Annotated in this window: 24 protein-coding genes and 1 pseudogene; 9 read left to right on the top strand and 16 right to left on the bottom strand. The window is 71.5% G+C overall.

The genetic code is table 11. The features are described from left to right. Positions 1-16 precede the first annotated feature (16 nt). The 3 genes from AC07F0_RS08275 to AC07F0_RS08265 are packed head-to-tail and all read right to left on the bottom strand — an operon-like array spanning position 17 to position 3,598. Positions 17-1,045 carry an ABC transporter permease gene (locus tag AC07F0_RS08275; RefSeq protein WP_478975832.1) on the bottom strand — a complete coding sequence of 343 codons (1,029 nt, stop codon included), beginning with the start codon at positions 1,043-1,045 and terminating at the stop codon, positions 17-19. Beyond that, the gene (locus AC07F0_RS08270) at positions 1,038-2,528 is read right to left on the bottom strand and encodes a sugar ABC transporter ATP-binding protein (protein ID WP_478975829.1); all 1,491 of its coding nucleotides are present in this window, start codon (positions 2,526-2,528) and stop codon (positions 1,038-1,040) included. The genes AC07F0_RS08275 and AC07F0_RS08270 overlap by 8 nt, the downstream gene beginning before the upstream one ends. Beyond that, complete coding sequence (locus tag AC07F0_RS08265) at positions 2,525-3,598, bottom strand: sugar ABC transporter substrate-binding protein (protein ID WP_478975827.1); 1,074 nt, start codon at positions 3,596-3,598, stop codon at positions 2,525-2,527. The genes AC07F0_RS08270 and AC07F0_RS08265 overlap by 4 nt, the downstream gene beginning before the upstream one ends. Before the next feature lie 165 nt (positions 3,599-3,763). Between AC07F0_RS08265 and AC07F0_RS08260 the strand changes: the two genes are divergently transcribed. Further along, positions 3,764-4,468, top strand: a complete 705-nt coding sequence (locus AC07F0_RS08260; protein ID WP_436731525.1) for a FadR/GntR family transcriptional regulator — start codon at positions 3,764-3,766, stop codon at positions 4,466-4,468. 31 nt (positions 4,469-4,499) lie between these two features. Here AC07F0_RS08260 and AC07F0_RS08255 read toward each other — a convergent pair whose 3' ends face one another. Next, the gene (locus AC07F0_RS08255) at positions 4,500-4,973 is read right to left on the bottom strand and encodes a carboxymuconolactone decarboxylase family protein (RefSeq protein WP_436731526.1); all 474 of its coding nucleotides are present in this window, start codon (positions 4,971-4,973) and stop codon (positions 4,500-4,502) included. 298 nt (positions 4,974-5,271) lie between these two features. Between AC07F0_RS08255 and AC07F0_RS08250 the strand changes: the two genes are divergently transcribed. From AC07F0_RS08250 to AC07F0_RS08240, 3 genes are all read left to right on the top strand, one after another. After that, positions 5,272-5,463: an alpha/beta hydrolase family protein gene (locus tag AC07F0_RS08250; RefSeq protein ID WP_478976260.1), complete on the top strand. Its 192-nt coding sequence runs from the start codon at positions 5,272-5,274 to the stop codon at positions 5,461-5,463. Positions 5,464-5,573: 110 nt separating this feature from the next. After that, on the top strand, positions 5,574-6,917 hold the full coding sequence (locus AC07F0_RS08245; protein ID WP_478975824.1) for an amidase: 1,344 nt from the start codon (positions 5,574-5,576) through the stop codon (positions 6,915-6,917). Positions 6,918-7,127: 210 nt separating this feature from the next. After that, entirely contained in the window at positions 7,128-7,547 is a 420-nt protein-coding gene (locus AC07F0_RS08240; protein WP_478975821.1) for a VOC family protein, read from the top strand. Here the strand turns inward: AC07F0_RS08240 and AC07F0_RS08235 are convergent. The 9 genes and pseudogenes from AC07F0_RS08235 to AC07F0_RS08195 all read right to left on the bottom strand — a co-directional run bounded on the left by AC07F0_RS08235 (position 7,519) and on the right by AC07F0_RS08195 (position 16,225). Then, positions 7,519-8,034 carry a GNAT family N-acetyltransferase gene (locus tag AC07F0_RS08235; protein WP_478975818.1) on the bottom strand — a complete coding sequence of 172 codons (516 nt, stop codon included), beginning with the start codon at positions 8,032-8,034 and terminating at the stop codon, positions 7,519-7,521. The two genes, AC07F0_RS08240 and AC07F0_RS08235, sit on opposite strands and share 29 nt — an antisense overlap. A 116-nt stretch (positions 8,035-8,150) precedes the next feature. Beyond that, positions 8,151-8,633, bottom strand: a complete 483-nt coding sequence (locus tag AC07F0_RS08230; protein WP_478975815.1) for an N-acetyltransferase family protein — start codon at positions 8,631-8,633, stop codon at positions 8,151-8,153. Positions 8,634-8,687: 54 nt separating this feature from the next. Then, positions 8,688-8,861 (bottom strand): hypothetical protein, encoded by a 174-nt coding sequence (locus AC07F0_RS08225; RefSeq protein ID WP_010037330.1) that lies wholly within the window; start codon positions 8,859-8,861, stop codon positions 8,688-8,690. Positions 8,862-9,252: 391 nt separating this feature from the next. Continuing rightward, entirely contained in the window at positions 9,253-10,755 is a 1,503-nt protein-coding gene (locus AC07F0_RS08220; RefSeq protein ID WP_436731003.1) for an SDR family NAD(P)-dependent oxidoreductase, read from the bottom strand. A 105-nt stretch (positions 10,756-10,860) separates the two neighbouring features. Beyond that, on the bottom strand, positions 10,861-12,204 hold the full coding sequence (locus tag AC07F0_RS08215) for a wax ester/triacylglycerol synthase family O-acyltransferase (RefSeq protein ID WP_478975812.1): 1,344 nt from the start codon (positions 12,202-12,204) through the stop codon (positions 10,861-10,863). A 145-nt stretch (positions 12,205-12,349) separates the two neighbouring features. Then, positions 12,350-13,022 (bottom strand): annotated as a pseudogene (locus AC07F0_RS08210) (glycoside hydrolase family 2 TIM barrel-domain containing protein); the annotation flags it as partial. Positions 13,023-13,024: 2 nt separating this feature from the next. After that, positions 13,025-14,245 carry a glucose-1-phosphate adenylyltransferase gene (gene glgC / locus AC07F0_RS08205; RefSeq protein ID WP_478975810.1) on the bottom strand — a complete coding sequence of 407 codons (1,221 nt, stop codon included), beginning with the start codon at positions 14,243-14,245 and terminating at the stop codon, positions 13,025-13,027. Between the two features lie 51 nt (positions 14,246-14,296). Continuing rightward, entirely contained in the window at positions 14,297-15,448 is a 1,152-nt protein-coding gene (glgA, locus tag AC07F0_RS08200) for a glycogen synthase (RefSeq protein ID WP_436731001.1), read from the bottom strand. Between the two features lie 39 nt (positions 15,449-15,487). Beyond that, on the bottom strand, positions 15,488-16,225 hold the full coding sequence (locus AC07F0_RS08195; RefSeq protein ID WP_478975807.1) for a (2Fe-2S)-binding protein: 738 nt from the start codon (positions 16,223-16,225) through the stop codon (positions 15,488-15,490). 228 nt (positions 16,226-16,453) lie between these two features. Between AC07F0_RS08195 and AC07F0_RS08190 the strand changes: the two genes are divergently transcribed. After that, positions 16,454-17,644 (top strand): DMT family transporter, encoded by a 1,191-nt coding sequence (locus AC07F0_RS08190; RefSeq protein WP_478975804.1) that lies wholly within the window; start codon positions 16,454-16,456, stop codon positions 17,642-17,644. Here the strand turns inward: AC07F0_RS08190 and AC07F0_RS08185 are convergent. Next, positions 17,634-18,875 (bottom strand): transglycosylase family protein, encoded by a 1,242-nt coding sequence (locus AC07F0_RS08185; protein WP_478975801.1) that lies wholly within the window; start codon positions 18,873-18,875, stop codon positions 17,634-17,636. The genes AC07F0_RS08190 and AC07F0_RS08185 overlap by 11 nt on opposite strands. 361 nt (positions 18,876-19,236) lie before the next feature. Between AC07F0_RS08185 and gndA the strand changes: the two genes are divergently transcribed. Continuing rightward, positions 19,237-20,676, top strand: a complete 1,440-nt coding sequence (gndA, locus tag AC07F0_RS08180) for an NADP-dependent phosphogluconate dehydrogenase (RefSeq protein WP_478975798.1) — start codon at positions 19,237-19,239, stop codon at positions 20,674-20,676. 551 nt (positions 20,677-21,227) lie between these two features. Here the strand turns inward: gndA and AC07F0_RS08175 are convergent. After that, on the bottom strand, positions 21,228-21,572 hold the full coding sequence (locus AC07F0_RS08175) for a GNAT family N-acetyltransferase (RefSeq protein WP_478975795.1): 345 nt from the start codon (positions 21,570-21,572) through the stop codon (positions 21,228-21,230). Between the two features lie 30 nt (positions 21,573-21,602). Continuing rightward, complete coding sequence (gene panD / locus AC07F0_RS08170; protein WP_478975792.1) at positions 21,603-22,025, bottom strand: aspartate 1-decarboxylase; 423 nt, start codon at positions 22,023-22,025, stop codon at positions 21,603-21,605. Between the two features lie 727 nt (positions 22,026-22,752). Here panD and AC07F0_RS08165 point away from each other — a divergent pair. The 3 genes from AC07F0_RS08165 to AC07F0_RS08155 all read left to right on the top strand — a co-directional run bounded on the left by AC07F0_RS08165 (position 22,753) and on the right by AC07F0_RS08155 (position 25,503). Beyond that, positions 22,753-23,325, top strand: coding sequence for a TetR/AcrR family transcriptional regulator (locus tag AC07F0_RS08165; protein WP_478975789.1), 573 nt, complete (start codon positions 22,753-22,755; stop codon positions 23,323-23,325). A 27-nt stretch (positions 23,326-23,352) separates the two neighbouring features. Continuing rightward, the gene (locus tag AC07F0_RS08160; protein WP_478975786.1) at positions 23,353-24,225 is read left to right on the top strand and encodes an NAD(P)H-binding protein; all 873 of its coding nucleotides are present in this window, start codon (positions 23,353-23,355) and stop codon (positions 24,223-24,225) included. A gap of 480 nt (positions 24,226-24,705) precedes the next feature. Continuing rightward, the gene (locus AC07F0_RS08155) at positions 24,706-25,503 is read left to right on the top strand and encodes an SDR family NAD(P)-dependent oxidoreductase (protein ID WP_356036503.1); all 798 of its coding nucleotides are present in this window, start codon (positions 24,706-24,708) and stop codon (positions 25,501-25,503) included. Positions 25,504-25,505: the final 2 nt, after the last annotated feature.

Here is a 25,505-nt window from a genome sequence, read left to right as displayed (position 1 = left end):
TGCGGAGGCGGGCGGGTCAGTCCTGGGCGCGGCCCGTGGTGACCCGGGCGATCATGAGGGCGACCAGGATGATCCCGCCGTAGATGGCCTGGATCCAGAACGACGGCACCTGGGCGAGGGTGAGCAGGTTCTGCACGACACCCAGCAGGAGTACGCCGGTCAGCGCGCCGAACATGGTGCCTTTGCCGCCGTCGAGGGCGATGCCGCCGATCACCGCGGCCGCGAACACGGTGAAGATCATGTTCTGGCCCTGGTTGGCGCTGATCGCGCCGACGTACCCGGTCTGCATGATGCCGCCGACGGCAGCGAGGACGCCCGCGACGACGAACACGCCGAGCATGACGCGCTCCACCCGGATGCCCGCCGCCCGGGCCGCGTCCGCGTTGCCGCCGATGGCGTACAGGGCGCGGCCGACGCGGTGGTACTTCAGGACCAGCCCGGCGACGGCGAAGGCGATCGCGGCGAGCCACACCGACAGCGGCACGGTGAGGAAGGTGGTGGTCGCCAGCGAGTAGAAGCTGTCGGGCATCCCGAACAGCGTCTTGCCCTTGGTCGCGCCGACCAGCAGGCCGCGCAGCACGATCAGCATCGCGAGCGTCACGATGAACGCGTTGAGCTTGAACTTCACGACCAGGACGCCGTTGAAGGCGCCGACCACGGCGCCCGCGACGAGGACCGCCAACAGGGCGACCGCAGCCGGGAGTTCGGTACCCCAGCCGGACGCGGCGGCGGGCAGCACGAGCAGGGCGCCGACGGCGGGTGCGATGCCGACGACCGATTCCAGGGACAGGTCGAACTTGCCGGTGATCAGCACGAGGGACTCGGCGAGCACGACCATCGCGAGGGCGGCCGAGGCACCGAGGATCGAGACGATGTTCCGCTCGGTGAGGAACGAGTCGTTGACCACCGCGCCGAGCACGAGGAGCAGCAACAGGGCGGGCACGAGGGCGAGTTCCCGGGCGCGGCGGAGGAGGACGGCCTTGGCGGCGCGCGGGTCGGTGGCTCGCGCGGGCGCGAGCGGCGGGGCCGCCTTGGTGTCAGCCATGGTCCACTCCTTCGATGGAGGCGATGAGCTCGTGGTCGCGCCAGCCCGCCGGGTGCTCGGCGACGACACGGCCGTGGAAGAGGACGAGGACCCGGTCGCAGCGTCTGAGGTCGTCGAGTTCGTCGGAGACGACGAGCACGGCGGTGCCGTCCTCGCGGGCGCTGCCCACCCGGGCGAGCAGGGACTCCTTGGACTTCACGTCGACGCCGGCGGTCGGGTTGACGAGGACGAGGAGCCGTGGGTCGGAGGCGAGGGCCCGGGCCATGACGACCTTCTGCGCGTTGCCGCCGGACAGGTCCGAGACGGGCTGGTCGGGGCCCTCCGCGTGGATGTCGAGGCGTTCGATCAGCGCCGTGGCGACCCCGCGCTTGCGGTCGGTGCCGACAAAGCCGAAGCGGCCGAGCCGGTCCAGGACACTGAGGGTGGCGTTGTCACCGATGGACATGCCGAAGACCAGGCCCTCGTCGTGCCGGTCGCGGGGGACGAAGCCGACGCCGGCCTTCAGTGCGGCCTGGACGTCCCCGAAGGGCAGCGGGTCGCCGTCGATCCGGGCCGTCCCGCTGGTGGGGGTGTGCAGTCCGGTGAAGGACTCGGCGAGTTCGATCTTGCCGCTGGCGCTGGATCCGGCGAGTCCGACGACCTCGCCGCGGCGGACGGTGAGGTCGACGTTCTCGTATGCGGGCGAGGTGAGGCCGTGGACGTCGAGGAGGACGGGCCCGGCGGCCGCGACGGTCCGCAGCCGCTCGGCCTGTTCGGCGATCGTCTCCCCCGCCATGGCCTCCACCAGGGCCTGGCGGGGCAGGTCGGCGACCGGCGCGGTGGTGATCCAGCGGGCGTCGCGCAGGACCGTGACGGTCTGGCAGACCTCGTACACCTCCTGGAGATGGTGGGAGATGAACAGGAAGGTGACGCCCGAGTCCTGGAGCGTGCGCATGCGCGTGAACAGCCGCTCGATCTCCCGGTTGTCGAGCTGGGCGGTGGGTTCGTCGAGGATGATGAAGCGGGCGCCGAAGCTGAGGGCCCGGGCGATCTCCACCATCTGCCGGTCCTCGACCTTGAGGTCGGCGGTGCGGGCGCCGGGGTCGACGCGCACGTCCCAGGTGTCGAGGAGCCGGGCCGCCTCGGTCTTGAGGCGGCGCCAGCTGATGAACCCGCGCCGGAGCGGCTGCCGGTTGATGAACAGGTTCTCGGCGACGGTCAGTTCGGGGACGACCGTCGGGTGCTGGTAGACGCAGGCGACCTTGCGGCGCCAGGCGTCGCGGTCGGTGAGCGGGGGCGCGGGGTCGCCGTCGAAGCGGACGGTGCCCTCGTCCGGGGCCTGAAGGCCGGTGAGGATCCTGACGAGGGTCGACTTGCCAGCGCCGTTGCGCCCGACGAGGGCGTGGGACTCGCCCGGCAGGACGGTGAGCTGCCCCTCGGCGAGGGCGGTGGTGGGGCCGTACCGCTTGACGACGCCCCGCGCTTCAGCCAGTGGGGTGCTCATTTGACCGTGTTGCCCCAGAGCTTGGGGTCGTCGACGTTGTCCTTCGTCACCAGCGGCGCGGGCAGCTGGTCCTCCAGGATGCCGCTGGGCAGCTTGACGATGGTGGAGTCGTGGTCCGTCGGGCCGGGCTTGAACGTCTTCCCCTGCATCGCCGCCTTGATGTAGTACATGCCGTACTTGGCGTAGGCGTCGGCGGGCTGGGAGACGGTCGCGTCGATCTCGCCCTTGCGGATCGCGTCGAACTCCTGCGGGATGCCGTCGTTGGAGACGATGGCGATGTGGCCCGGCTGCCCGGCCTTCTTCAGCATCCCCTTGGACTTCAGGGTCTGGAGGGTGGGCGCGAGGTAGACGCCGCCCGCCTGCATGTAGATGCCCTTGAGGTCGGGGTTGGCGTTGAGGAGGGTGTCGAGTTTCGAGGCCGCCGCGTCGGACTCCCACTTGGCGGGGATCTCCAGGACCTTCAGCTTCGGGAAGTTCTTCTTCACGCAGGCCCGGAACGCCTCGGAGCGGTCGCGGCCGTTGACCGAGGCCAGGTCGCCCATGATCTGCACGACCTTGCCGGAGGTGATGTGCTCGCCGAGGTACTGGCAGGCCTTCTCGCCGTAGGCCACGTTGTTCGCCCGGACCACCATCGCGACCTTGCCCTTGTCGGGCGCCACGTCCACGGCGACGACCGGTACGCCCTTGCGCTCGGCCTGGTCGAGTCCCGCTTCGATGGCGGCGCTGTCCAGCGGGGCGACGACCAGGCCCTTGACGCCCTGGTTGAGCTGGTTGTTGATGTCGGTGATCTGCTGTGAGGGGTCGCTGTTGGAGTTGACGGTCTTCATCGCGTCCACGCCCTCGGTCTTCGCCATCTTCGGCACGTAGTCGTTGTACGACTGCCAGAACGGCGAGGTCAGCAGGGGCAGGACGACCCCGACCTTGCCGCTGCCGTCACCGCCGCCGGCACTGGAGGCGCCGGTGTCCTTGGTGCTGCCGCACGCGGCGAGCAGGAGGGAGGCTCCGGCGGCCAGGGCCACCGTGCCGACGATCCGGGACCTGTTCCGCTTGCGGGCTGTGCTTCCGGGCATCTGAGGCCCTCCCATCGACCGGTCTTCCAGCAGATGCCCGCATACTTATCAGACCACTCCCCCACCGGAACACCCTGCGACGCCAGTTTTTCGCGCTTCTGGCGCATAGTGGTCCGACCACCTCGGCGATTAGACTGCGCCGCAGCCGGTGATCGGAGGAATGGCGTGGACGACGAGACAGCCCCGCAGAAGGGCACCGTGACGCAGCGCGCCATCGAGCGGATCAAGGCGATGATCGGCGAGGGCCGGCTGGAGCCGGGCCAGCGGCTGCCGACCGAACGTGACCTGGCCGCGCAGCTCGGCATGTCCCGCAGCTCGATGCGGGAGGCGATCCGCGCGCTCACGGTGCTGGGCGTGCTGGAGGCCCGGCACGGGTCGGGCATCTACGTCACGCAGCTGGAGGCCGGCGACCTGCTGGAGACCTTCGGGGTCGTGGCCGACCTGTCGCGCGGCCCGCGTCTGGTGGAACTGCTGGAGATCCGGCGGATCCTGGAGTCGACGGCGACGGCACTGGCCGCCGCCCGGATCACCGCGGACCAGCTGGCCGAGGTCGAGAAGCACCTGGCGGCGATGAACGCCACGGACGATCCGGAGGAGATCCTCGCCCACGACCTGGCCTTCCACCGCGAGATCGCGGTGGCCGCGGGCAACGAGACGATGGCCGCGATCCTGGAGGGCCTGTCGTCGCGGACGTTCCGCGCCCGTGTCTGGCGCGGCTACCAGGAGGAGGGCGCCTTCGCCCGCACCCGCCGCGAACACGCCGCGATCCACCGCGCCCTGGCCGCCCACGACCCGGAGGCGGCCCGCGCGGCGGCGGCCGCGCACGTGGGCGAGGTGGAGGAGTGGCTGCGGGCACAGCTCGGGCCCTGAGGACCAGTCCCCAGGGCCCGAGGTGCCGCCGCTACTTGAACTGACCGGGCTGGTAGTCGCCCGCCGGCTGCTGGAGGACGACGTTCAGCCGGTTCGCCGTGTTCATGAAGGCGATCAGGGTCACCAACGCGACGAGCTGCTCCTCGTCATAGTGCTTGGCGGCCCGCTCCCACACCTCGTCCGGCACCCCGCCGGCGCCGTCCGCGATCCGGGTCGCCTGCTCGGCCAGCTCCAGAGCGGCACGCTCGGCCTCGGTGTAGACGGTGGCCTCCCGCCATGCGGCGACGAGGTTGATGCGTACGGAGCTCTCGCCCGCCGCGGCGGCCTCCTTGGTGTGCATGTCGATGCAGACCGCGCAGCCGTTGATCTGGCTCACCCTCAGCGAGACCAGCTCCCGGGTGGCGGCCGGCAGCGGAGACTCCACGACCAGCCGCCCCAGGGACATGAACTGCTTGATGACCTTGCCGGCGCTCGGGATGGCGAAGACGTCCAGACGCGCGCTCATGGTGAGCTCCTCTGTCGTTGTCGATGCTTACGCCCTTATGAGCCGGCGGCTCGGCCCGATGTGACATCGACGAATGTGACGTGCGCGACAATGGGCATGAACGTCCCGGAGAGCGAGGGTCCGTTCCCGGCGCTGGTGCCGGCGCACGGTAGATCGACCCGGTCGGCTACGTCAGCGGCCAGGGCATGCCTCGAGGGCAGGACCGCCTGGCCCGCAGCGGCTACGTCGTCCTGCACACCGACTACCGCAACCACGCCCGTTCCGACGACGACCCGGACAACGACGTGGACCTCCGCCCCTGCTGATCCAGCACGGCACGGCGGACGACACCTGTCCCCTCACCTGGTCACGGCAGGTCGCGGCCGCGTTCGAGAGGGCGGGCAAGGACGTCGAACTGCGCACCCACGCCGGCGAGGGACACACCTTCGGGCCACGGTGGCCGGCCTCCATGGACCTCACCGAGGCCTTCTTGGCACGCCACTTGCGCTGAACCGCTCGGATCATCGAGCTGCCGAGGGCCTCGACGTGCGCCCCCGGCCGGTGCACAGTTCTCCCTACGTACTCGCCAGTAAGCCCGTCCTTCCACGCCGAGGAGCCTCTGTGACCACCTGGGCCGGCCGCACCGCCGCCGAGATATCCGCCGCCGTACGCGAGAAGCGGGTCACCCCGCGCGAGGTGGCCGCCGAGCACCTCGCACGCATCGAGCGCCTCGACGGCCGTGTCGGGGCCTTCCGCACTGTGCGCGCCGAGGCGGCGCTCGCCGAGGCCGACGAGGTGGCCGCACGCGGCGACTTCGACCGCCTGCCCCTGGCCGGGGTGCCCGTGGCCGTCAAGGACAACCTCGCCGTGCGCGGCGAGTCCACTCGTGTCGGCTCGGCCGCGACACCGGACACCCCGGCCGCCGAGGACCATGTGACGGTGGCCCGGCTGCGGGCGGCGGGCGCGGTGGTCGTGGGCCTGACGAACGTGCCCGAACTGTGTGTCTTCGGCACGACGGACGGCGTGCTGGGCATCGCCCGCAACCCCTGGGACCCGACGCGCTCGGCGGGCGGCTCGTCGGGCGGCAGTGCCGCCGCGGTCGCCGCCGGGATGGTGCCGATCGCCCTCGGCAACGACGGCATGGGTTCGCTGCGCATACCGGCCGCCAACTGCGGCCTGGTCACCATCAAGCCGGGGCAAGGAGTGGTCCCGGCGGGTGACGGTGACGGCGGCTGGTTCGGCTTGTCGGAGAACGGACCGCTCGCCACGACCGTCGAGGACGCACGTCTGATGCTCTCGGTGCTCGCGGACGACGAGCCCGCCCTGCGCTGCGAGCCCGGCCCCCTCAGGGTCGCCGTGTCGCTGCGCAGTCCGCTGGCCGGCGTCACCGTCAGCCGGCCGTACACGGCTGCCGCGCGGGAGGCCGCCGGGGTGCTGATGAAGGCGGGCCACCAGGTCCGGCGCGCCGACCCGCCCTACCCGATGTCGCTCGCCACGACCTCACTGGCCCACTGGACGGCAGGCACCGCCGCGGACGCCCGGCACCTCGACGCACGTCTGCTGACCCGGCGCACCCGGACCCACGCGAGACTCGGCCGGCTCGTCCTGGGCAGGGTGCGCTCCGGGACGGCCCGGGAGCAACTGCGCCGGCGGCTGGAGCCGTTCTTCGCCGAGTACGACGTGCTGTTCACGCCCGCGCTCGCCCGCCGCTCCCCCAAGGCCGCACCCTGGCACGAGCGGGGCTGGCTGAGGAACGTCCTGGCGAACACGAACTACTCGCCCCTGACGCCCCCGTGGAACCTGACCGGCTGGCCCGCGATGTCGGTCCCCTGCGGCACCCTCCCCTCCGGCGCCCCGTGCGCCGTGCAGTTGGTGGGACGGCCCGGTACGGAGTACCAACTCCTGGAACTTGCTCAGCAGTTGGAGGAACGTAATCCGTGGCGGCGTACGGCGCCGATGAACTAGAGTCGGCCGGGTGACTGCCGGGTCGGCCGTAGGCCATGCACGAGTGAGGCGCCCGGCCTCGGAGTGAGCGCGGCGGGGGTGACCCCGTCCGGGCCCCGCCGAGAGCCGGTGAGGGCGCGAGCCCCGCCTCCCGTCTCCATGTCCTCAATCCCCTCGCGCCCGCCGCGGCGCTTCACCACGGATCCCGAGACCCGGAGACCCTTCAGACTCATGTCCCACACACAGCACACCCCCGAACGTCCGGCCACCGTCGCCCATCTCGACCACACGGCCGTCTTCGCCTCGGACCGCCAACGGTCGGCGGAGTTCCTGGCGGCGGTCCTGGGCCTCGAGGTCGGCGCCCCCTTCGGGCCGTTCCTCCCCGTCGACCTGGGCAACGGCGTGACCCTCGACTACTACGAGAAGACCGACGAGCCGATCCAGGGGCAGCACTACGCGTTCCTCGTGCCCGAGGAGCAGTTCGACACCATGATCGACCGGCTGGAGGCGCTGGGGGTGACCTACTTCGCCGACCCGAGGCACACCGAGCCCGGCCGGGTCAACGACCTCTTCGGCGGCCGGGGCGCCTACTTCGCCGACCCGGACGGCCACAACATGGAGATCATGACCCGGCCGTACGTCCGTCCCTGACGTCCGCCCGGGGGACCGTCCCGCCCACCACCCAGTGGTGCTTGCCGAGGCGCCGGTTCCGCTCGAAGCCGCGGCTCTCGAAGAGCGTCACCGTGCCGGAGTAGAGGAACGACGCGGAGACCGACCGGCCCTCGGCCTCCTCGGGGTAGCCCTCCACGGTTCCGCCGCCGAGGCGTGCGATCTCCTGGAGGGCTCCGTCGAGGGCGGCGGCGGCCACGCCCTGGCGGCGGTGGGCCCGATCGACGAAGAAGCAGGTGATCCGCCAGTCCGGAAGGGCGCCGAGGTCCTTCTCGTAGGCACGCCGGTGTTTGATGCGGGGCAGTTCGGGCGGCGGCCCGAACTGGCACCAGCCGACGCAGACCTGGCCGTCGTAGACGAGGGCGGCGTGCGCGCCGCCCTCGCGGACCCGGCTCTCCTTCCGGGCGCGGTTCTCTTCGGGATTCTTGGTGCGGCTCAGGCCCTCGGGGTGGAACGGAACGCCATGCACCAGCAGCCGCCCCACACTCCGTTGTGCCGCTCGACCAGACCGGCGAAGTCCGGCCAGCTGCCCGCGTCCAGGCGCCTCACCCGAAAGCCGGCCATGGAACCCTCCGATGTCCTGATCTAGAGCGCCCGGTACATGATGTGCAGCCCCACCAGGCCGTGCCGGGGGTGTTCGAACGCATCGGGCACCGTACCGAGGATCGTGAAGCCGAGGGAGGTCCACAGCCTCACGGCCGGGTTGGTCTCGACGACGGCGTTGAACACCATGCCCCGGTAGCCGGCGGCCCTGGCCTCCGTCAGGAGGTGTTCGGCCAGGGCACGGCCGTAACCCCGCCCGCCCTGGTCCGGGTCGACCATGAAGCCGGCGTTGGCGATACGGGCGGCGGGCCCGCCGTAGTTGGGGGTGAGGTACGCGGAGGCGACGACCCCGCCGCCGTCGTCCTCGACGACGTAGACGCGTTTCGCCGGATTCATCCACAGGACCCGGGCTTCCTCCTCGGAGGTGCCCGGGTCCCATGCGTAGGTCTCTCCCGCGGCGACGATGCGGTGCCAGAACGGCCAGATGCGCGGCCAGTCGTCAGCCGTTGCTTCCCTGATCAGCATGGGCGCGAGTCTGGCACGCCCATGCGCTCGCGAACGCGGAGGGGCCGCGCCCGGTCAGTCGACGCTGGGCAGGATGTGGGGCTCCGCGAGGTCCTCCTCGTAGCCCGCGAGGCGGATGGGGGCCGACCGGGCCCACACGTCGAGGCTGCCGAGCTCGTCGGACCGGCGGCCCTTGCGCTCCGTGCGTTCCTTGGGGCGTTGCTCGCGATTCGTCTTCTCCGGTGTCACCGCGCACTCCTTATGTGTCGGTCACCCTCGGGACGTCTGCGCCATCCTGCTCTGCGCCTGACGCCCGCTCGGGTCTGATGCCAAATGCAGTTCGGACGCGGTGGCGCCGGTAACTCGCGGGAGCGCAGGCCGTGGTGTACCGGCAAGTCCCATGACGGACCGTGGGTGTGGGTCCCGTGCTGCTGTCCGTCCGCCCCAGGTTAACCAAATGAGCGGCCCCCCGCTCGATGGGGCTGAAAACAAGCGGTAACGATCGCGCGTCATCCCGTGTTCAGCTCGGGTTTACGCACTGATTTGCCCATGGAAGGACGTTTTGCGGCTCACCCGAACGGGGTAAACCCGCACCGGCGGTTTCCAGACGTCGGCCGGGAAGCCGGGAAGCCGGGAAGCCCTACCACTTGCCCGGCGCGTAGTCCTTCAGGAAGACCCCGTACAGATCCTCCCCGGCCTCGCCCCGCACGATCGGGTCGTACACCCGGGCCGCCCCGTCGACCAGGTCCAGCGGCGCATGGAACCCCGCCTCGGCCAGCCGCAGCTTGTCGTAGTGAGGCCGCTCGTCCGTGATCCACCCCGTGTCGACCGAGGTCATCAGAATCCCGTCGGTCTGGAACATCTCCTGTGCACTGGTCCGCGTCACCATGTTCATGGCGGCCTTGGCGGCGTTCGTGTTCGGGTGCCCCGCGCCCTTGTAGCCGCGACCGAACACGCCCTCCATCGCCGAGACGTTCACGACGTACGCGCGTCCGCTCGCCGCCTTCTTCGCGGCCTCGGCCATGACCGGGCGGAGCCGGCTGATGAGGATGAACGGCGCCGTGTAGTTGCACAGCTGGGTCTCCAGCAGCTCCACCGGGGAGATCTGCTCGATCGTCTGCACCCAGGTGTTGGAGTCGACGACGTCGGGGACCAGCCCGCCCGCGTCGATCGCCGTGCCGTCGAGGTGCCGCTCGACGCTGGCGTTGCCCGCGACCAGGGCGAGGTCGGCGACCTGCTGGGCGTCGAGGCCGCTGGTGCCCAGGGGCAGCGCGGCCAGACCGTCGACCGCGCCGGAGTTGAAGGCGCCGATGACGTGGTGGGCGGGGAGCTCACCGGCGGGCAGCGGGGCGCTCTCGCCCTCGACCAGCGCGGCGTAGGCGGAGGGCAGCCGGCGTACGGTCTGGGTCGCGTTGTTGACGAGGATGTCGAGCGGGCCCGCTTCGGCGACCTGCTCCGCGAGGGCCACGGCCTGGGCCGGGTCGCGCAGGTCGATGCCGACGACCTCCAGGCGGTGGATCCAGTCCGCCGAGTCGTCCATCGCCTTGAAGCGGCGGATGGCGTCCTTCGGGAAGCGCGTGGTGATCGTGGTGTGCGCACCGTCGCGCAGCAGCCTGAGCGCGATGTACATGCCGATCTTGGCGCGGCCGCCGGTGAGCAGGGCGCGCTTGCCGCTGAGGTCGGCCCGGACGTCGCGCTTCTCGCGGTTCACGCGGGCGCAGTCGGGACAGAGCTGGTGGTAGAAGTAGTCGACTTCCACGTACCGGGTCTTGCAGGTGTAGCAGGAGCGCGGGCGCTGGAGTATCCCCGCGATCCGGCCCTCCTCGGTGCGCGAGGAGGGCAGCAAGCCTTCGGTCTCGTCGTCGATGCGCTGGGCGGAGCCGGTCGCCGTGGCCTCGGTGACCGCCTTGTCGTGGGCGGTCTTGGCGGCCCGGCGCTCCTGGCGGCGGCGCTGCTTGACCGTGCGGTAGACGCCCGCGGTGGCCCGGCGCACGGCGACGGCGTCCGGGTGGTCGATCTCCAGCTTGTCGAGTTCCTCGAGCACGCTGAGGCAGACGGCCAGCCGCTCCGGGTCGATGCCGGGTCCGTACGAGAGCCCGCTCGCCTCGTCCATGGCCTGCGGGCCGTCCTCTGTCACCGTCATCGCCGCTGTCGTTCCCTGCTCTGCTGTGGTGGCGCGCCGGTCGCGCCCGCTTTCGAAGGGCGAATTTTACGCGAGCGGCGGGGCGCACCGCCAAACCCGCCCGATTCAGGACCGGCAGGCGGCGATCAGCGTGCGCACCTCCTCCGTGACGGCCGCCGCGAGCAGGTCGAGGTCCGGTACGGCATGGCCGTCGGCGACGAGCCCGTAGTGGACGCTCCCCCGGTAGGTCGAGACCGCCACCGCCAGGGAGTGGCCGGGGGCCAGCGGGGCGAACGGGAAGACGGCGGTGAGCGGGTTGCCGCCGAGCTTCAGGCCGAGGCTGGGCAGGGGCACGCTGGTGACCAGGATGTCGAACCAGAGCCGGGCCGCCTGGCCGACCAGGGGTCCGCCCAGCCGGTGGGCCAGGGCCGGGACGTGGTCGGCGAGCAAGGCGACGGCGCCCGCGCCCCGGTTGGGGCCGGCGTCCTTGTTGCGGTCCATGGCGGTGCGGACCGAGGCGAGGCGGGCCAGCGGGCCCGGATCGTCCACCGGAAGCCGTATCAGGTAGCCGGAGAGCCGGTTGCCCTGCGGGTACGCGGTGCGCGGGCGGCGCTTGGAGACGGGAATCAGGGCGCGGGGCGCCACGTCCTCGCTGCCGTCGCCGCGCTCGTCGAGCCAGCGGCGCAGCGCGCCGGCGACGACCGCGATCAGGACGTCGTTGACGGTGCCGCCGACGGTCTTGCGGACGCGGTGCACGTCGTCGAGGTCGAGCAGCACTCCGGCGGTGCGGCGGGTGCCGCTCGGCTCGCAGCTGAGCGCGGGGCTGGAGCGCACGTCGAGCGAGGAGCGGGCGACGGAGGCGCCGATGTCCAGGGCCCGGCCCACGTCGGACAGGGCGCCGCGCACCATCTCCGGCAGCTCGCGTACGTCCGGCAGCAGGCCGCGCGGGGGCCCGACCGGGCGGGGCCGGGGCGCTGGCATGTCCATCGGGTCCATGACGCCCGCGGCGAGGGTCAGCGCCCGCAACCCGTCGGCCAGGGCGTGGTGGAACTTGAACAGCACCGCGAAGGAGACCCCGTCCTCGCCGGGCAGCACATGGGCCTCCCACGGCGGCCGGCCACGCTCCAGCGGACGTCCCATGAGCCGGCCCGCGACCGTGTGGAAGTCGGCGGTCGGGGCGTGCAGCCGCACATGGTTCAGGGCGTCGAAGTCCGGGTCCGGTTCGCGGGTGGCGCCGCCGAAGGCGAGGGGCCGGCGCAGCGCGGCGGGCAGCGGCTGCCATACGTTGCGGATCCGCATCCGCAGTCCGGGCACGCCCGCGGCGCGGGCCGCGAGCAGGTCGGCCGCGTGGGCGCCGGCGGCGGGCGAGTGGGACGAGAAGATCCCGAGCGCGCCGAGGTGCATCGGGTGGTCCGCGGACTCGATGTTCCAGAACGCCAGGTCGAGAGGAGCGAGCAGGTCAGCAGTCAAGGGCTTGCCTCGCGTCGACGACGGGGTGGGCCAGCAGTCAATCGCCCGCAGCTGATTACGGTCAAGTACGATCAGGCTACGTACAGTTAACAGCAGATTAAGTCCCGCCCCGATGAAAGGGGCGGGACTTATGGTGCACGTGGGGTCAGTCCAGCACAGGACGCTGCGCCGGGCACCCCGTAGGAGTCACCCGGGAGGCGTCACGGATTCAGGGCCTGGTGGGCTGCCTTCAGCCGGGCCGTGTCCGGTTTGAGCACGTCCCGGTCGTACGTGAGGAAGCCGTTCGGTTCGCCCTCGACGTCCGCGATCCGGGTGTAGACGGCCCCGTTGCTGCCCCGGCAGACCAGCGCCCGCACCTCGTCCAGCTGCTCCAGGTAGTCGTCCGTGTGGGTGGCCGGGTCGACGTCGACGTACGACTGCTGCACCGACCAGGCGTGGCCGGGCACCCCGAGGCCCAGGCCGCCGTACTCGCCGCTGACCAGGGCACGCTCCCCGTCGGGGCGGGGCGGCAGGGCCGGGCTCGGGTAGCCGTGCTCGTCCATGATGTCGCCGGTGCCGCCGTCGGCGCCGAGGTTCAGCCCGGACTGGCCGTTGACCAGCCGGGTGGGGTCCCACGCCCTGGCCTGCTCGGCCGTCCGGCCCACGTCGTACTGGCCCCAGCCCTCGTTGAAGGTCACCCACATGACGACCGACGGGCTGCTGACGTGCTCGTCGATCATCTCCTTCAGCTCGCGCTCGTAGCGGGCGCGGGAGGCGGCGCTCGGGTTCACCCCGGCCGTCATCGCGGGCAGGTCCCGCCACACCGGCCGGCCGCTCCTCGTCAGGTGACCAGCTGCCCCTTCCCGAGGGCGATGACGCCGCCCTTGGACACCGTGTACAGCTCCGCGTCGCGCTCCGGGTTGACGCCGATCGTCGCGCCCGGCGGCACCTCGACGTTCTTGTCCAGCACGGCGCCGCGCACCACCGCGCCCCGACCGATGTGCACGTTGTCGTGCAGCACCGACCCCTGCACGACGGCTCCCGGGTCGACCACCACACCCGGCGACAGCACGGACCGCGTGACCTGCCCGCGGATGAGGCAGCCGGCGCTGATGATGGACTCGCTGGCGATGCCGCCGGCGTTGAAGCGGGCCGGCGAGAGCTGGTACGAGTGCGTGTAGATGGGCCAGCTGCGGTTGAACAGGTTGAAGGCCGGGCGTTCGGCGATCAGGTCCATGTGCGCCTCGTAGTAGGCGTCCAGCGTGCCCACGTCACGCCAGTAGCCCTGGTCGCGGGTGGTCTCGCCGGGCACGTGGTTGGCGCTGAAGTCGTACAGCGCGGCCTCGCCCCGGTCGGTGAGCTGGGGCAGGATCGAGCCGCCCATGTCGTGCACGGAACGCTCGTCCTCCGCGTCCCGCTGGAGCGCCTCGATGAGGGCCTTCGTGGTGAAGATGTAGTTGCCCATGGAGGCGAAGACCATCTCGGGGTCGTCGGCCAGGCCGGGCGGGTCCGTCGGCTTCTCCAGGAAGCGCTCCACCGTCTGGCCGTCCGAGCCCGGCGTGATCACGCCGAACGCCGAGGACTCCATGCGTGGCACGCGGATCCCTGCCACCGTGACGCCCGCTCCGCTGTCGATGTGCTGGGTGAGCATCTGGCGGGGGTCCATGCGGTAGACGTGGTCGGCGCCGAAGACGGCCACGTACTCGGGGCGCTCGTCGTAGATCAGGTTCAGCGACTGCAGGATCGCGTCGGCGCTGCCCAGGTACCAGCGGGGGCCGAGGCGCTGCTGGGCGGGCACCGGGGTGACGTAGTTGCCGAGCAGGCTGGACATCCGCCAGGTGGTGGTGATGTGCCGGTCCAGCGAGTGCGACTTGTACTGCGTCAGCACGCAGATGCGCAGCACGTCGGCGTTCACCAGGTTGGACAGGACGAAGTCGACCAGGCGGTACGTACCGCCGAAGGTCACCGCGGGTTTCGCCCGGTCCGCGGTCAGGGGCATCAGACGCTTGCCCTCTCCGCCCGCCAGCACGATTCCCAGGACCGAAGGACCACCACGACGCATGGCCGCTCCCCTCACGCAGATTTCCCGATGCCTGCCCCTGAGCAGCTCGTACTAAGCCTGTTTCAGGATCTCCTCGTAGAGCCGAACCGTGCGGCGGGCCACCGCGTCCCAGCCGAACTCGCCGACCGCGCGTTCCCGCCCGGCCTCGCCCATCCGCCGGGCGGCCTGCGGGTCGCCCAGGACGGAGTCCATGGCCCGGGCGAGTCCCGCCTCGAAGCCGTCGCCGGGCGGGACGAGCAGGCCCGTCCTGCCGTCGTCCACGACCTCGGGGATGCCGCCGACCGCCGAGGCCACCACGGGCGTGCCGCAGGCCATCGCCTCCAGGTTCACGATGCCGAGCGGCTCGTACACCGAGGGGCAGACGAACAGGGCGGCGTGCGTGAGGAGCTGGATCACCTCCGGGCGCGGCAGCATCTTCGGAATCCAGAAGACGCCGTCCCGGACCCGGCTCAGCTCCCCGAACAGCTCGCGGAACTCCTGGTCGATCTCCGGCGTGTCCGGCGCGCCCGCGCACAGCACGACCTGCGCGGCCGGGTCGATGTCCCGCACCGCGCGCAGCAGGTGGGGCACACCCTTCTGGCGGGTGATGCGGCCGACGAACAGCACGTACGGACGGGAGCGGTCGAGGCCGACGCGGTCCAGGGCGTCCGTGCCGTGGTCGGGCCGGTACAGGCTCGTGTCGATGCCGTTGTGGATGACGTGGACCCTGTCCGGGTCCAGGGCCGGATAGCAGCCGAGGATGTCCTCGCGCATGGCACCCGACACGGCGACCACCGCGTCGGCGGCCTCGATCGCGGTGCGCTCGGCCCAGCTCGACAGCTCGTAGCCCCCGCCGAGCTGCTCGGCCTTCCAGGGGCGCAGGGGCTCCAGGGAGTGGGCTGTCATCACGTGCGGGATGCCGTGGAGCATCTTGGCGAGGTGGCCGCCGAGGTTGGCGTACCAGGTGTGGGTGTGGACCAGCTCGCGCCCTTCGAGGGCGGCGGCCATGGCCAGGTCGACGGAGAAGGTGCGCAGCGCGTCGTTGGCGCCGTCGAGCGTGGACCAGGGGCGGTGGCGCAGTACGCCGTCGGCGCGGCCCTCGCCCCAGCAGTGCACGTCGAGGTCGACCAGGGGTCTGAGCTCCCGGGCGAGGAACTCCACATGGACACCCGCACCGCCGTACACATCCGGCGGGTACTCCCGGGTCAGCAGTCCGACGCGCACCCGCAACTCCCTGCTCTCAGCGGCCGTTCCCTTTCATGGTCACCCAGATGGGGCCTGTGGGGAAGAGCGGGGCGGCCGTGTGAAGCAACAGTCACCACACAGGCCCCCGCCGGGCACGCGGTAGTACAGACAGCAGCTGCGGCGCCGGAAGGCCGTGCCGGTGAGGGTTCCGGCGCCGGTCAGCAGGGGGTGCGCGAGGAGTTCCGCGGTCAGGGAACGGGCCCGGGCGGCGGTGTCCGTTCGGCCGTGCCGCCGGGCCCAGCGGTCGAGTTCCCGGGCGGCGCCCGCCAGCGCGGAGGCGGCGTTGCCCCGCAGCAATCCCGGGGCGAGGCGGTAGGGGGCGCGCAGGGCGGCCGAGAGGGGGTCGAGGTGGCCGTGCAGGACCACGTCCACGAGGGTCTGCGCGTCCCCGGGGAGCGGCCTTACGTCCGACAGCCACAGGTCGTCGGGGGTGCCCGCGTCGGCGTCCCAGTGCAGCAGCCGGGGGTCGAGGTCGGGGACACGGCCGTAGAGCGCGGCGCAGCCGAGTGCCACGGACCAGAGGCGGGCCGCGAGTCCCAGCTGGGCCACGGACGCCGCGACGCGCACCTCCGGGACGCGCAGGGAGTCCGCGACTTTGCCGACACGGAAAATCAGCGGATTTCCGTACACATCCGGTGACATGGTGGCGTAGGCCTGTGCGAGAGTGGGAAGAGGCCCCGCTGCCGCTCCCGCTGTGCGCAGCACGAAGTAGCCGCCGAGCGGGCGGAGCGCGGCAAGGTCGGGGTCGAGGTTCACGAAGAGCAGTAGTACCAAGGCCCCTAAGGGATGCGACCCGGTGGTCCCCGAGCGGGTTCGCCCACCCTGGGGATGACGGGGGTCCCCTCGTACTCCATCGGCAGTAGGACCCAATGAGTGCTCAGGGACGACGACGGGAAGACCTGGACACGGCAGGGTGTTGGTCATGAAAGCCGACCTTTCACCGCGCCGGGCTGATCGCCCCCGCCTGACGCAGAGGAGCAGCCGATGAGCGCCCTCGCGTTGTCCGTCCTGCTGTCGCTCGTCTCCGCGTTCGCCTACGCGGGCGGGGCGATCGTGCAGGAGCGGGTGGCGGAGTCCTCGCCGGGCGAGCAGTACGCGCCGCTGCGGCGGCCGGGCTGGTGGGCGGCGGTCGCGCTGAACGGCCTCGGCGGCCTGCTGCACGTGGTGGCGCTGGCGTACGGTCCGCTCAGCCTGGTGCAGCCGCTCGGCGCGCTGACCATCGTGGTGGCCCTGCCGATGGCGGCGCTGTTCGTCGGCCGCAAGGCGGGCGCCACGGCGTGGCGGGGCGCGATCATGGCGACGGTGGGGCTCGCCGGTCTGCTGTCCCTGGTCGCCGCGTCCGACGCGCGGTCGCTGGATGCGGCGGAGCGGGTTGCCGTGGCCGTGGTCACCGCGGGTGTGGTCGTGGCGCTGATGATCGCCGGCCGGGCCGCGCACCGCCACCCGGCGGTCCGCAGCATGCTGCTGGCGACGGCCTCGGGTGTCGCGTTCGGCATGTCCTCGGTGTTCACCAAGACCGTCGCGGTCGACTGGACCGGCGGTGTCTCGGCGGCGGACGTGCCGTCCCTCGCCGTGATCGGCGTCCTGGCCACGGCGGGCATGCTGCTGTCGCAGGCCGCGTACCGGGGTGCCGGTCTCGCGGCCCCGCTGGCCACGCTGACGGTTGTGAACCCGGTGGTGGCGGCCGCGGTCGGCATCACGATGTTCGGCGAAACCTTCCGCTACGGCACGACGGGCACGGCGCTGGCCCTCAGCTGCGGCGTGGTGGCGGCGGGCGGCCTGATCCTGCTGACGACGGAACGGCTCGCCCACGCCCAGCCGGAGCCTGCGGGAGCCGCCGGGCTGGAGGTCGCCGGGACGGTGGACGCGCTGCTTCCCGAGACGGCGGACGCGTTGCTTCCCGAGCCCGTGGGCGCGTCGCTGCCCGGGACCGTGGGCGCGCCGCCCGTCGCCGTGAGGGCGCTGCCCAGGGCGATGGGTGCCGAGGTCGGCCGGGGGGCGTCGGGGGACGTGCCGGTGCCTGCGGTTGCCGGTGCCGGTACCGGTGAACCCGAGGCCGGACCGGACGTCGCGTACGAGAGCGGGGAGCGCCCGCTCTCCTACGCTGCCTGCTACGGCATTCCGTACGTGCCGATGCCCACGGTGGACCGGCACCGCACGCGTGTCAGATCCTGACGCCGCCGGCCCTCAGGTAGGCGATGGGGTCGACGTCCGAGCCGAAACCGGGCCCCGTCCGCACCTCGAAGTGCAGATGCGGGCCCGAACTGTTCCCGGTGGAGCCGGAGCGGCCGATGCGCTGGCCCGGGCTCACCGTCTGCCCGTTCCGCACGGAGATCGCCGACAGGTGGGCGTACTGGCTGTAGCGGCCGTCGCCGTGCCGGATGACGACCTGGTAGCCGAACGAACCGCCCCACCCCGCGCTGACGACGCTGCCCGAGGCGACCGACTTGACGGACGTGCCCGTGGGCACGGGGAAGTCGACGCCGGTGTGGTAGCCCTTCGACCAGGACGAGCCCGCCTTGCGGTAGGGCGTCCCCAGGGAGGCGCTGACGGGGGCGACCAGGCCCTGCCGGGTGGCCGTGGACCGTGCGGCGCGCTCCTTGCTCTCGTCCTTGGAACGGTCCTTGGCACGGTCCGGGGCTTTCGATGACGGCTTCTTCGCCGGCTTCTTCGCCGACGGCTTGGCCGACGGGGTCGCGGCACGCTCGGGCGCGGGACGCGTCTTCGTGGCGCCCTCGCCGCGCAGCGCGAGACGCTGGCCGGGCACGATCAGATCGGGATCGTCCCCTATGGCCGAGCGGTTGGCGGCGTACAGACCTCGCCAGCCGCCCCGCACCTTGCGCTCCTCCGCGATGCCGGAGAGCGTGTCGCCCCGCACCACCGTGTACATCTCGGCGCTGCCCGCCCGGGACTGCGGCGTGGACTGCGGCCGTACGTCCTCGATGGAGGTCCTGGGCCTCTGCTTCCGGTCCGCCTTCTCGCTCTGCCTCGTGCTCTCGGCGGCCGGCCGGACGCCGGGCTCGGCTCCGCCCCGGGTCAGTCCGGCCCGCACCGAGCACACCGGCCAGGCGCCCGGACCCTGCCCGTCGAGCACCTTCTCGGCGACGGTGATCTGCTGGTTCTTGGTGGCCAGGTCCGCGCGCGCCGCGTAGGCCCGGCCGCCGTACGCCTCCCAGGTGGACTGAGTGAACTGGAGCCCGCCGTAGAACCCGTTGCCCGTGTTGATGTTCCAGTCGTTGCTCGACTCGCAGGCGGCGACCTTGTTCCAGGTGTCCACGTCCGCCGCCTGGGCGGCGCCGGCACCCATGAACGGGAGCGCCATGCCCGCGCCGCCCGCCGTGACGGTGAGTGAGGCGCGGTTGATCCTGTTCGGCTGATACCGGCGATGCCGGCCGCGTACGGCCATCGAGAGCCCCCCTAGACATGCGTCAGGAGGGGCAAAAGTAAGCGCTGCGAACCGGCCAGGACAAGGCGGCTATCGGCCGCCCGGTTGCCCAAATGGCCGGGATGAGGCCCCTGTTGCGCGACGTGCGCCCCGGCGGTGCACCGTGTACGTCACCCGGTGCGCGGGTGCGGCGCGCGCGGGGACGCGTACCTCGGGTGAGTGCGACGGGGGCTCTTGTGCGTATCTGCGTGCGCGACGTCGTACGACCCACGCGTGCGGACGAAGGAGCGGCACGTCAGGATGGGCGACGGGGGCATGCTGGTGGACACTCTGGTGGACACCGTCCGCAGCACCGATACCGAGGTCTTTAGGAGCCAACCGAATGAGCAGTACAGCGCAGATCGGCGTCACGGGTCTCGCGGTCATGGGCCGCAACCTCGCCCGCAACTTCGCCCGCAACGGCTACACGGTGGCGGTGCACAACCGGACGCCCTCGCGCACCCACGCCCTGGTCGAGGAGTTCGGCGGGGAGGGGGAGTTCGTCGCGTGCGAGACCGCCAAGGAGTTCGTGGCCGCCCTGGAGCGGCCGCGGCGGCTGGTCGTGATGGTGAAGGCCGGTGAGCCGACGGACGCGGTGATCCAGGAGTTCGCCCCGCTGCTGGAGCCCGGCGACATGATCATCGACGGCGGCAACGCGCACTTCGCGGACACCCGGCGCCGGGAGCGCGACCTGCGCGAGCAGGGCATCCACTTCGTCGGCATGGGCGTGTCCGGCGGTGAGGAGGGCGCGCTCAACGGGCCGAGCATCATGCCGGGCGGCCCGAAGGAGTCGTACGACTCGCTGGGCCCGATGCTGGAGAAGATCTCGGCCAAGGCGGCCGACGGTTCGCCGTGCGTCTCGCACGTCGGTCCGGACGGTGCCGGGCACTTCGTGAAGATGGTGCACAACGGCATCGAGTACGCGGACATGCAGCTCATCGGCGAGGCGTACCAGCTGCTGCGCGATGTCGCCGGGTACTCCCCCGCCCAGATCGCGGAGATCTTCCGCACCTGGAACCAGGGCCGCCTCGACTCGTACCTGATCGAGATCACGGCCGAGGTGCTCTCGCACGTGGACGCGCAGACGGGCGAGCCGTTCGTGGACGTGGTGGTGGACCAGGCCGAGCAGAAGGGCACCGGCCGCTGGACCGTGCAGATCGCGCTCGACCTGGGTGTGCCGGTGTCCGGTATCGCCGAGGCGGTCTTCGCGCGCTCGCTGTCCGGGCACGCGGCGCTGCGGGAGGCCTCGCGCGGGCTGGCCGGCCCGAAGGCGAAGCCGCTCAGCGAGGCGGAGGCGCAGGCCTTCGCCGACCGGGTGGAGCAGGCGCTGTACGCGTCGAAGATCGTGTCGTACACGCAGGGCTTCCACGAGATCGACGCGGCGCGCGACGAGTACGGCTGGGACATCGACCTCGGTGCGGTGTCCGCGCTGTGGCGTGGCGGCTGCATCATCCGCGCGGCCTTCCTGGACCGGATCCGCGCGGCCTACGACGCCCGGCCGGACCTGCCGAGCCTGCTGTCGGACGCGACGTTCGCGCAGGAGATCGCGGACGCCCAGGACGACTGGCGCGAGGTGCTGGTCGCGGCCACCCGCCAGGGCGTGCCGACGCCCGGTTTCGCCGCGGCGCTCGCCTACTACGACGCCCTGCGCGCGGAGCGGCTGCCGGCGGCGCTGACGCAGGGGCAGCGGGACTACTTCGGTGCGCACACCTACCGGAGGGTGGACCGGGACGGGTCGTTCCACACGCTGTGGGGCGGGGACCGCTCGGAGGTCTCCGCGTAGGCGCTCCGCGCTCGCGCTGACGCGAACGGTACGGGGCCGGTGGACGGCTGCGACAACTGTCCACCGGCCCCGTTCTCGCGCCACCGTCAGGACAGCGGCGGGCCCGGTTCGGGGTTCGGTACGGGTTCCGGTCCCGGCGGGATCGGGGACGGGTCGGGTCCCGGCACCGGGTCGGGACCCGGGGGTGTCGGCGGGGTCGGGCCCGGTGGAGTCGGACCCGGGGGCGTCGGACCCGGGGGCGGGACCGGGGCCGGGGGCGGCGGGTTCGGCTCCGGGCCCGGCGGCGGCTGCGGGTTCGGCACCGGATCGGGGTGCGGCTCCGGGGGCTGGGGCTCGGGGCCCGGCGTCGGCCCCGGCGGCACGGGGTCGGGATACGGATTCGTCATGAGGTCCTCCAGCCAGTCGCTCGACTCCGGCTCTGGACTACTCCCCCGCCTACCCGTCGGCTCCTTCCCCAGTCACCCCGGCGCAGGACGGGGAGGGGCCAGGTGGGCGTAAGGGAGGCGGGGCCGGGCACCGCGTATCCCGGCTCGGGAGTTCGGATCCGGGAGTCAGAAACGGCCGGGGTGTTCGGCCAGCCAGTCCTTCGCCGCCGTCAGGAGGGCCTGATCTGCCGGTGGGGCCTCGTCGGGGTGGCGTTCGGACCACTTGGCGACATAGGGGCAGAGCGGGGCGACGGCGCTGTGCTCGCGAGCGGCGATGCCGTAGAGCTCTCGCGCCAGCGCGCCCGCGATGCCCTGGCCCTCGTGGGCCGGTTCGACGATGGTGTGCACGGGCACGAGCGCGCGTTCGGGGCTGTCGAGGACGAAGTACTCGACGCGGCCGACGACTTCGCCGCCGGACACCGCCTCCAGGCGGCCCGCCTCGCGGTCGTCACGGATCACCAGGTCCCTCATACGGACACGCTCCTGTCCCCTGTACGTCGGTCAGGCCCGGACGACGGCCTGCGGGCTGCGCTGCTGGTCCGAACCCGGTACCGGCTCGGACGGGTCGCCGCCGAGATCCACGATGCGGTTGTCGCGGTCCACGTGCACGACCCGGGGGGTGAGTGCCCGGGCCTCGGCGTCCGTCACCTGGGCGTAGCTGATGATGATCACCAGATCGCCTGGGTGGACGAGATGGGCGGCGGCCCCGTTGATCCCGATGACGCCGGACCCGCGCTCGCCCTCGATGACGTACGTCTCCAGCCGGGCGCCGTTGGTGATGTCCACGATGTGCACGAGCTCGCCGGGCAGCAGGTCGGCGGCGTCGAGCAGATCGGCGTCGATGGTCACCGATCCCACGTAGTGCAGGTCGGCCTGGGTGACGGTGGCGCGGTGGATCTTGGACTTGAACATAGTACGCAACATCGGGGCACTCCCACTAGTAGGCTCCCTGCCTGCGTTTTTGCAGGTCAAGGGCTGTTCCATACCCTACAACGAGTCGCATGTTCGGGCAGCTGTCCCCAGGTTTTTCAGGACTCATGCTGACCACTTGCTGACTTTTCTGACGCCTCGTCAGGCGGCCGGGGGAGGGCGTCGCCCACTCTCGCGGACCCCACCGTGGCGACGGCCCAAGCCTACGCAGCACCCCCCGATGGACGCCCGTGATCACGGTCACGCGGACGTCTGGACGGCAGTCAGGAGCGAAGGCACTCGACCGGAAGTCGGACCACGCGCCGCCCTGGGTCAGCTGACCCAGGGCCCTCGTATCCCGCCTCAAAGGAAGAGGCGCCCACAGCTCCATGAATCTGAGTGGCCGAAGCAGCGCGCGGCAACATAGCCAAGGACGTTTGGAATTCGGCCAGAGCAGAGCGCGAGCCGCTGCCGCGAGCAGGCTCAGGCCAGCCTCAAGGAGCCATCTTGCCCGTGGAACCGCAGTCGCACCCCGACCAGACCCGCACCGAGGATCCTGTGAAGGGCGTCCAGGAGCTGCACCCAAACGCTGGTGCGCAGCACTTTGGACTCCTGGAAGACGGCGCGCCCCTTCAAACGGTAGCGCACAGTATGGATAACACTCCCCCTAGAATGAGACACCAACGTCCCGCAATGGAAATCTAGACTCTGAATATGGGGCACTGGCTGCTAAGGTGAGCTCATGTCCAGTGCTCCTCGGGAAACGGGAGCCCGCGCACGCACGCGTCGGGCGACCCTCAGCGCTGCGGCCAATTTGCTGTCCCCTCGGCGCGATGCCACGCCGGCCGAGATAGCGGCGGACGTCGGACGTAGCACTCTCCAGCGGTACTTCCTGGACCGGGAGAAGCTCGTCTCGGCGGTCGTCGAGGACTCGCTGCAGCGGCTCGAGCACTCATGGAAGAAGGCGCGGACCGACGAGAGCCCGCCCATGGACGCGCTGCGCCAGCTGGTGACCGCCATGCTCGACGTCGGCGACCACGTGCTGTTCCTGTACGGCGACCCGCGCATCACCGATGCCCTCGCCGAGCCGGACGGCCCTGATCCGGCGGCCGAGGAGATCGGCCGGCTGATCAGACACGGCCAGGCCGCACGAGCGTTGGACCCCGAAGTGAGCAGCGACTGGATCGAGCAGGTGATGTGGGCCCACGTGTCCTCCGGCTGCGTGGCCACCAACAAGGGGGAACTGCCACGTCACGGCGCCTCCGCATGGGTCATCCGCACGCTGGAGAGCGGCATCGGGGTGTGCGGCACCTGACGGACGTGATGAGACGAAAGGTGATCCATGACCATTCTGGTGACCGGCGCTACCGGCAACGTCGGGCGCAATGTCGTCCGGCAACTCGTAGAGCGGGGCCACGACGTGCGGGCCCTGACCCGCAGGGCGAGGCCCGGGGCGGCCCCCGAGGGAGTCCAGGTCCAGGAGGGCGATCTCACGCGTCCGGAGACGCTCAAGGACGCCCTGGAGCGAGTCGACGCGCTTTTTCTGTTCCCGGTGGCGGCGACCGCCGAGGAGGTGGTCGGTATGGCGAAGTCGGCAGGTGTGCGGCGTATCGTCGTCCTCTCCTCCGGTGCGGTCACCGCCGGCTACGACACCGACTTCCACCTGCCGGTGGAGCGGGCGGTCGAGGCGTCGGGGCTGGAGTGGACGCATGTGCGCCCCGGTGAGTTCGCCATGAACAAGCTGGCCCTGTGGGGGCCACCCATCCGCGCCGAGCGCGTGGTGCGTGAGCCGGCCCCGGATGCCGGGTGGTTCCCGGTGCATGAGAAGGACATCGCCGACGTGGCCGTCCTCGCTCTGACCGAAGAGGGCCATGCCGGGCAGGCGTACACCCTCAATGGTCCCGAACTCCTCACCCACCGGCGGCAAGTGGAGCTCATCGCCGAGGCGATGGGCGAGGAGATCCGGTTAGAGGTGGTCACGCCTCAGCAGGCTCGCGAGATCTATCTCGCGCAAGGCGGCTTCGCTGCGGAGAACGTGGACTTCCTCCTCGGATTCGAGGATTACGGCGGCAACGAATCGGACCCTTCGGCGGAGGCGGAGGCGTTCGACCTGTCGTCCCTGGGCCCCATGCCGACGGCCGAAGCCGTGACCGGAAGGCCGGCGCGCACCTTCGCCCAATGGGCACGGGACCATGCCGACGAGTTCCGCGCCTGACGAACGTTCCGTCCGCCGCCGGTGAACCGCCGGCGGCGGACGACCCAGTCCAGTCCAGGGCAGGGCCCCGAGGGACCGGCCGCAGCTCAGCGCGGTGGCGCCTGCTCCAGGGACGAGGCGCCGGCGCCCGGACGGGCGGTGCGGATCTTCGACACCATCGGCGCGCAGCACCGGCGGACGGATCGGCCTGCAACGCCTTCAAGTTCCACCGGGTCTCGAACGAATGGCCAACGGCCCCGCCCAGACTGCCCGGAACGCCCCGGACTCAAGGGGAGGCGTCGTCGGGCAGACCGAGAGTGCATCCGCACCGACCACATGGATCCGGCCATACGAACGTGGCATTCCACGGGCCCACGGCCCCTCGCTCAGCCTGTCGGCCATCATGCACCCGCGGTGGGCGGGTAGCCACGACGCGCCCGGTGGGCCGGCGCGCCACCAGGCGTCGAGTCCCTGTCGAGACGGCGAATCTAGCGTCGAGCCATGACTGACGCGACAGGTCACAGCCCGCAATCCCACCCCACCGGTAGCGGCCCCACGCCACGCGCTGCGATCGTCACAGGCGGCGGCACGGGCATCGGCCGGGCCACCGCCCGCGCTTTCAGCACACAGGGCTGGAAGGTGCTCGTCGTCGGCCGTACCGAAGCCACGCTCGCGGAGACCGCCGAGGGGCACGAGGGCGTGCGCGTCCTCACGGCGGACGTGACATCGGCCGAGGGGCCCGCGCTGGTCGTCGACGCCGCCCTGCGGGAGTTCGGCAGGATCGACGCCCTCATCAACAACGCCGCGGTCGCGGGGATGGAGGCCCTGGAGGCCATCGACCGCGAAGCGGTGGAACGCCAGTTCGGCACCCATCTGGCAGCGCCCCTGTTTCTGGTGCAGCGAGCCCTCGAAGCGCTGGAGAAGTCACGGGGTGTCGTGATCAACGTGGGCACCGCCGCGACTCTGGGATTGAGTGCCGCTCCGACCGGTGCCCTGTACGGAGCGAGCAAGGCGGCTCTCGACCACCTGACACGGACCTGGGCTGTCGAACTGGCACCGCGCGGCATCCGCGTCGTCGGGGTGGCACCCGGTGTGATCGACACCGGCATCGGAATCCGCATGGGCATGTCCGCGGAGGACTACCGGCACTTCCTCACCGACATGGGGGCGCGGATCCCGGCAGGCCGGGTCGGACGTCCCGAGGACATTGCCTGGTGGATCACCCAGCTCGCCCGTCCCGAGGCCGGCTACGCCACCGGAATGGTGCTCCCCGTGGACGGTGGCCTGTCGCTGGTCTGACG

The organism is Streptomyces sp. NPDC045955, assembly GCF_056430805.1.
Note: the sequence above shows the minus strand (reverse complement) of the source record. Positions and strands in the feature narration are given on the sequence as shown.

What these genes read in the sequence shown, in the direction of transcription:
- AC07F0_RS08255 (WP_436731526.1), bottom strand. Translation starts at nt 4,973, where the DNA reads ATGAGCGCGCGTCTGGACGTCTTCGCCATCCCGAGCGCCGGCAAGGTC.
- AC07F0_RS08185 (WP_478975801.1), bottom strand. Translation starts at nt 18,875, where the DNA reads ATGGCCGTACGCGGCCGGCATCGCCGGTATCAGCCGAACAGGATCAAC.
- AC07F0_RS08265 (WP_478975827.1), bottom strand. Translation starts at nt 3,598, where the DNA reads ATGCCCGGAAGCACAGCCCGCAAGCGGAACAGGTCCCGGATCGTCGGC.
- AC07F0_RS08220 (WP_436731003.1), bottom strand. Translation starts at nt 10,755, where the DNA reads ATGACGGTGACAGAGGACGGCCCGCAGGCCATGGACGAGGCGAGCGGG.
- AC07F0_RS08155 (WP_356036503.1), top strand. Translation starts at nt 24,706, where the DNA reads ATGACTGACGCGACAGGTCACAGCCCGCAATCCCACCCCACCGGTAGC.
- glgC (WP_478975810.1), bottom strand. Translation starts at nt 14,245, where the DNA reads ATGCGTCGTGGTGGTCCTTCGGTCCTGGGAATCGTGCTGGCGGGCGGA.
- AC07F0_RS08240 (WP_478975821.1), top strand. Translation starts at nt 7,128, where the DNA reads ATGTCCCACACACAGCACACCCCCGAACGTCCGGCCACCGTCGCCCAT.
- AC07F0_RS08160 (WP_478975786.1), top strand. Translation starts at nt 23,353, where the DNA reads ATGACCATTCTGGTGACCGGCGCTACCGGCAACGTCGGGCGCAATGTC.
- AC07F0_RS08165 (WP_478975789.1), top strand. Translation starts at nt 22,753, where the DNA reads ATGTCCAGTGCTCCTCGGGAAACGGGAGCCCGCGCACGCACGCGTCGG.
- AC07F0_RS08190 (WP_478975804.1), top strand. Translation starts at nt 16,454, where the DNA reads ATGAGCGCCCTCGCGTTGTCCGTCCTGCTGTCGCTCGTCTCCGCGTTC.
- AC07F0_RS08175 (WP_478975795.1), bottom strand. Translation starts at nt 21,572, where the DNA reads ATGAGGGACCTGGTGATCCGTGACGACCGCGAGGCGGGCCGCCTGGAG.
- AC07F0_RS08275 (WP_478975832.1), bottom strand. Translation starts at nt 1,045, where the DNA reads ATGGCTGACACCAAGGCGGCCCCGCCGCTCGCGCCCGCGCGAGCCACC.
- AC07F0_RS08270 (WP_478975829.1), bottom strand. Translation starts at nt 2,528, where the DNA reads ATGAGCACCCCACTGGCTGAAGCGCGGGGCGTCGTCAAGCGGTACGGC.
- panD (WP_478975792.1), bottom strand. Translation starts at nt 22,025, where the DNA reads ATGTTGCGTACTATGTTCAAGTCCAAGATCCACCGCGCCACCGTCACC.
- AC07F0_RS08230 (WP_478975815.1), bottom strand. Translation starts at nt 8,633, where the DNA reads ATGCTGATCAGGGAAGCAACGGCTGACGACTGGCCGCGCATCTGGCCG.
- gndA (WP_478975798.1), top strand. Translation starts at nt 19,237, where the DNA reads ATGAGCAGTACAGCGCAGATCGGCGTCACGGGTCTCGCGGTCATGGGC.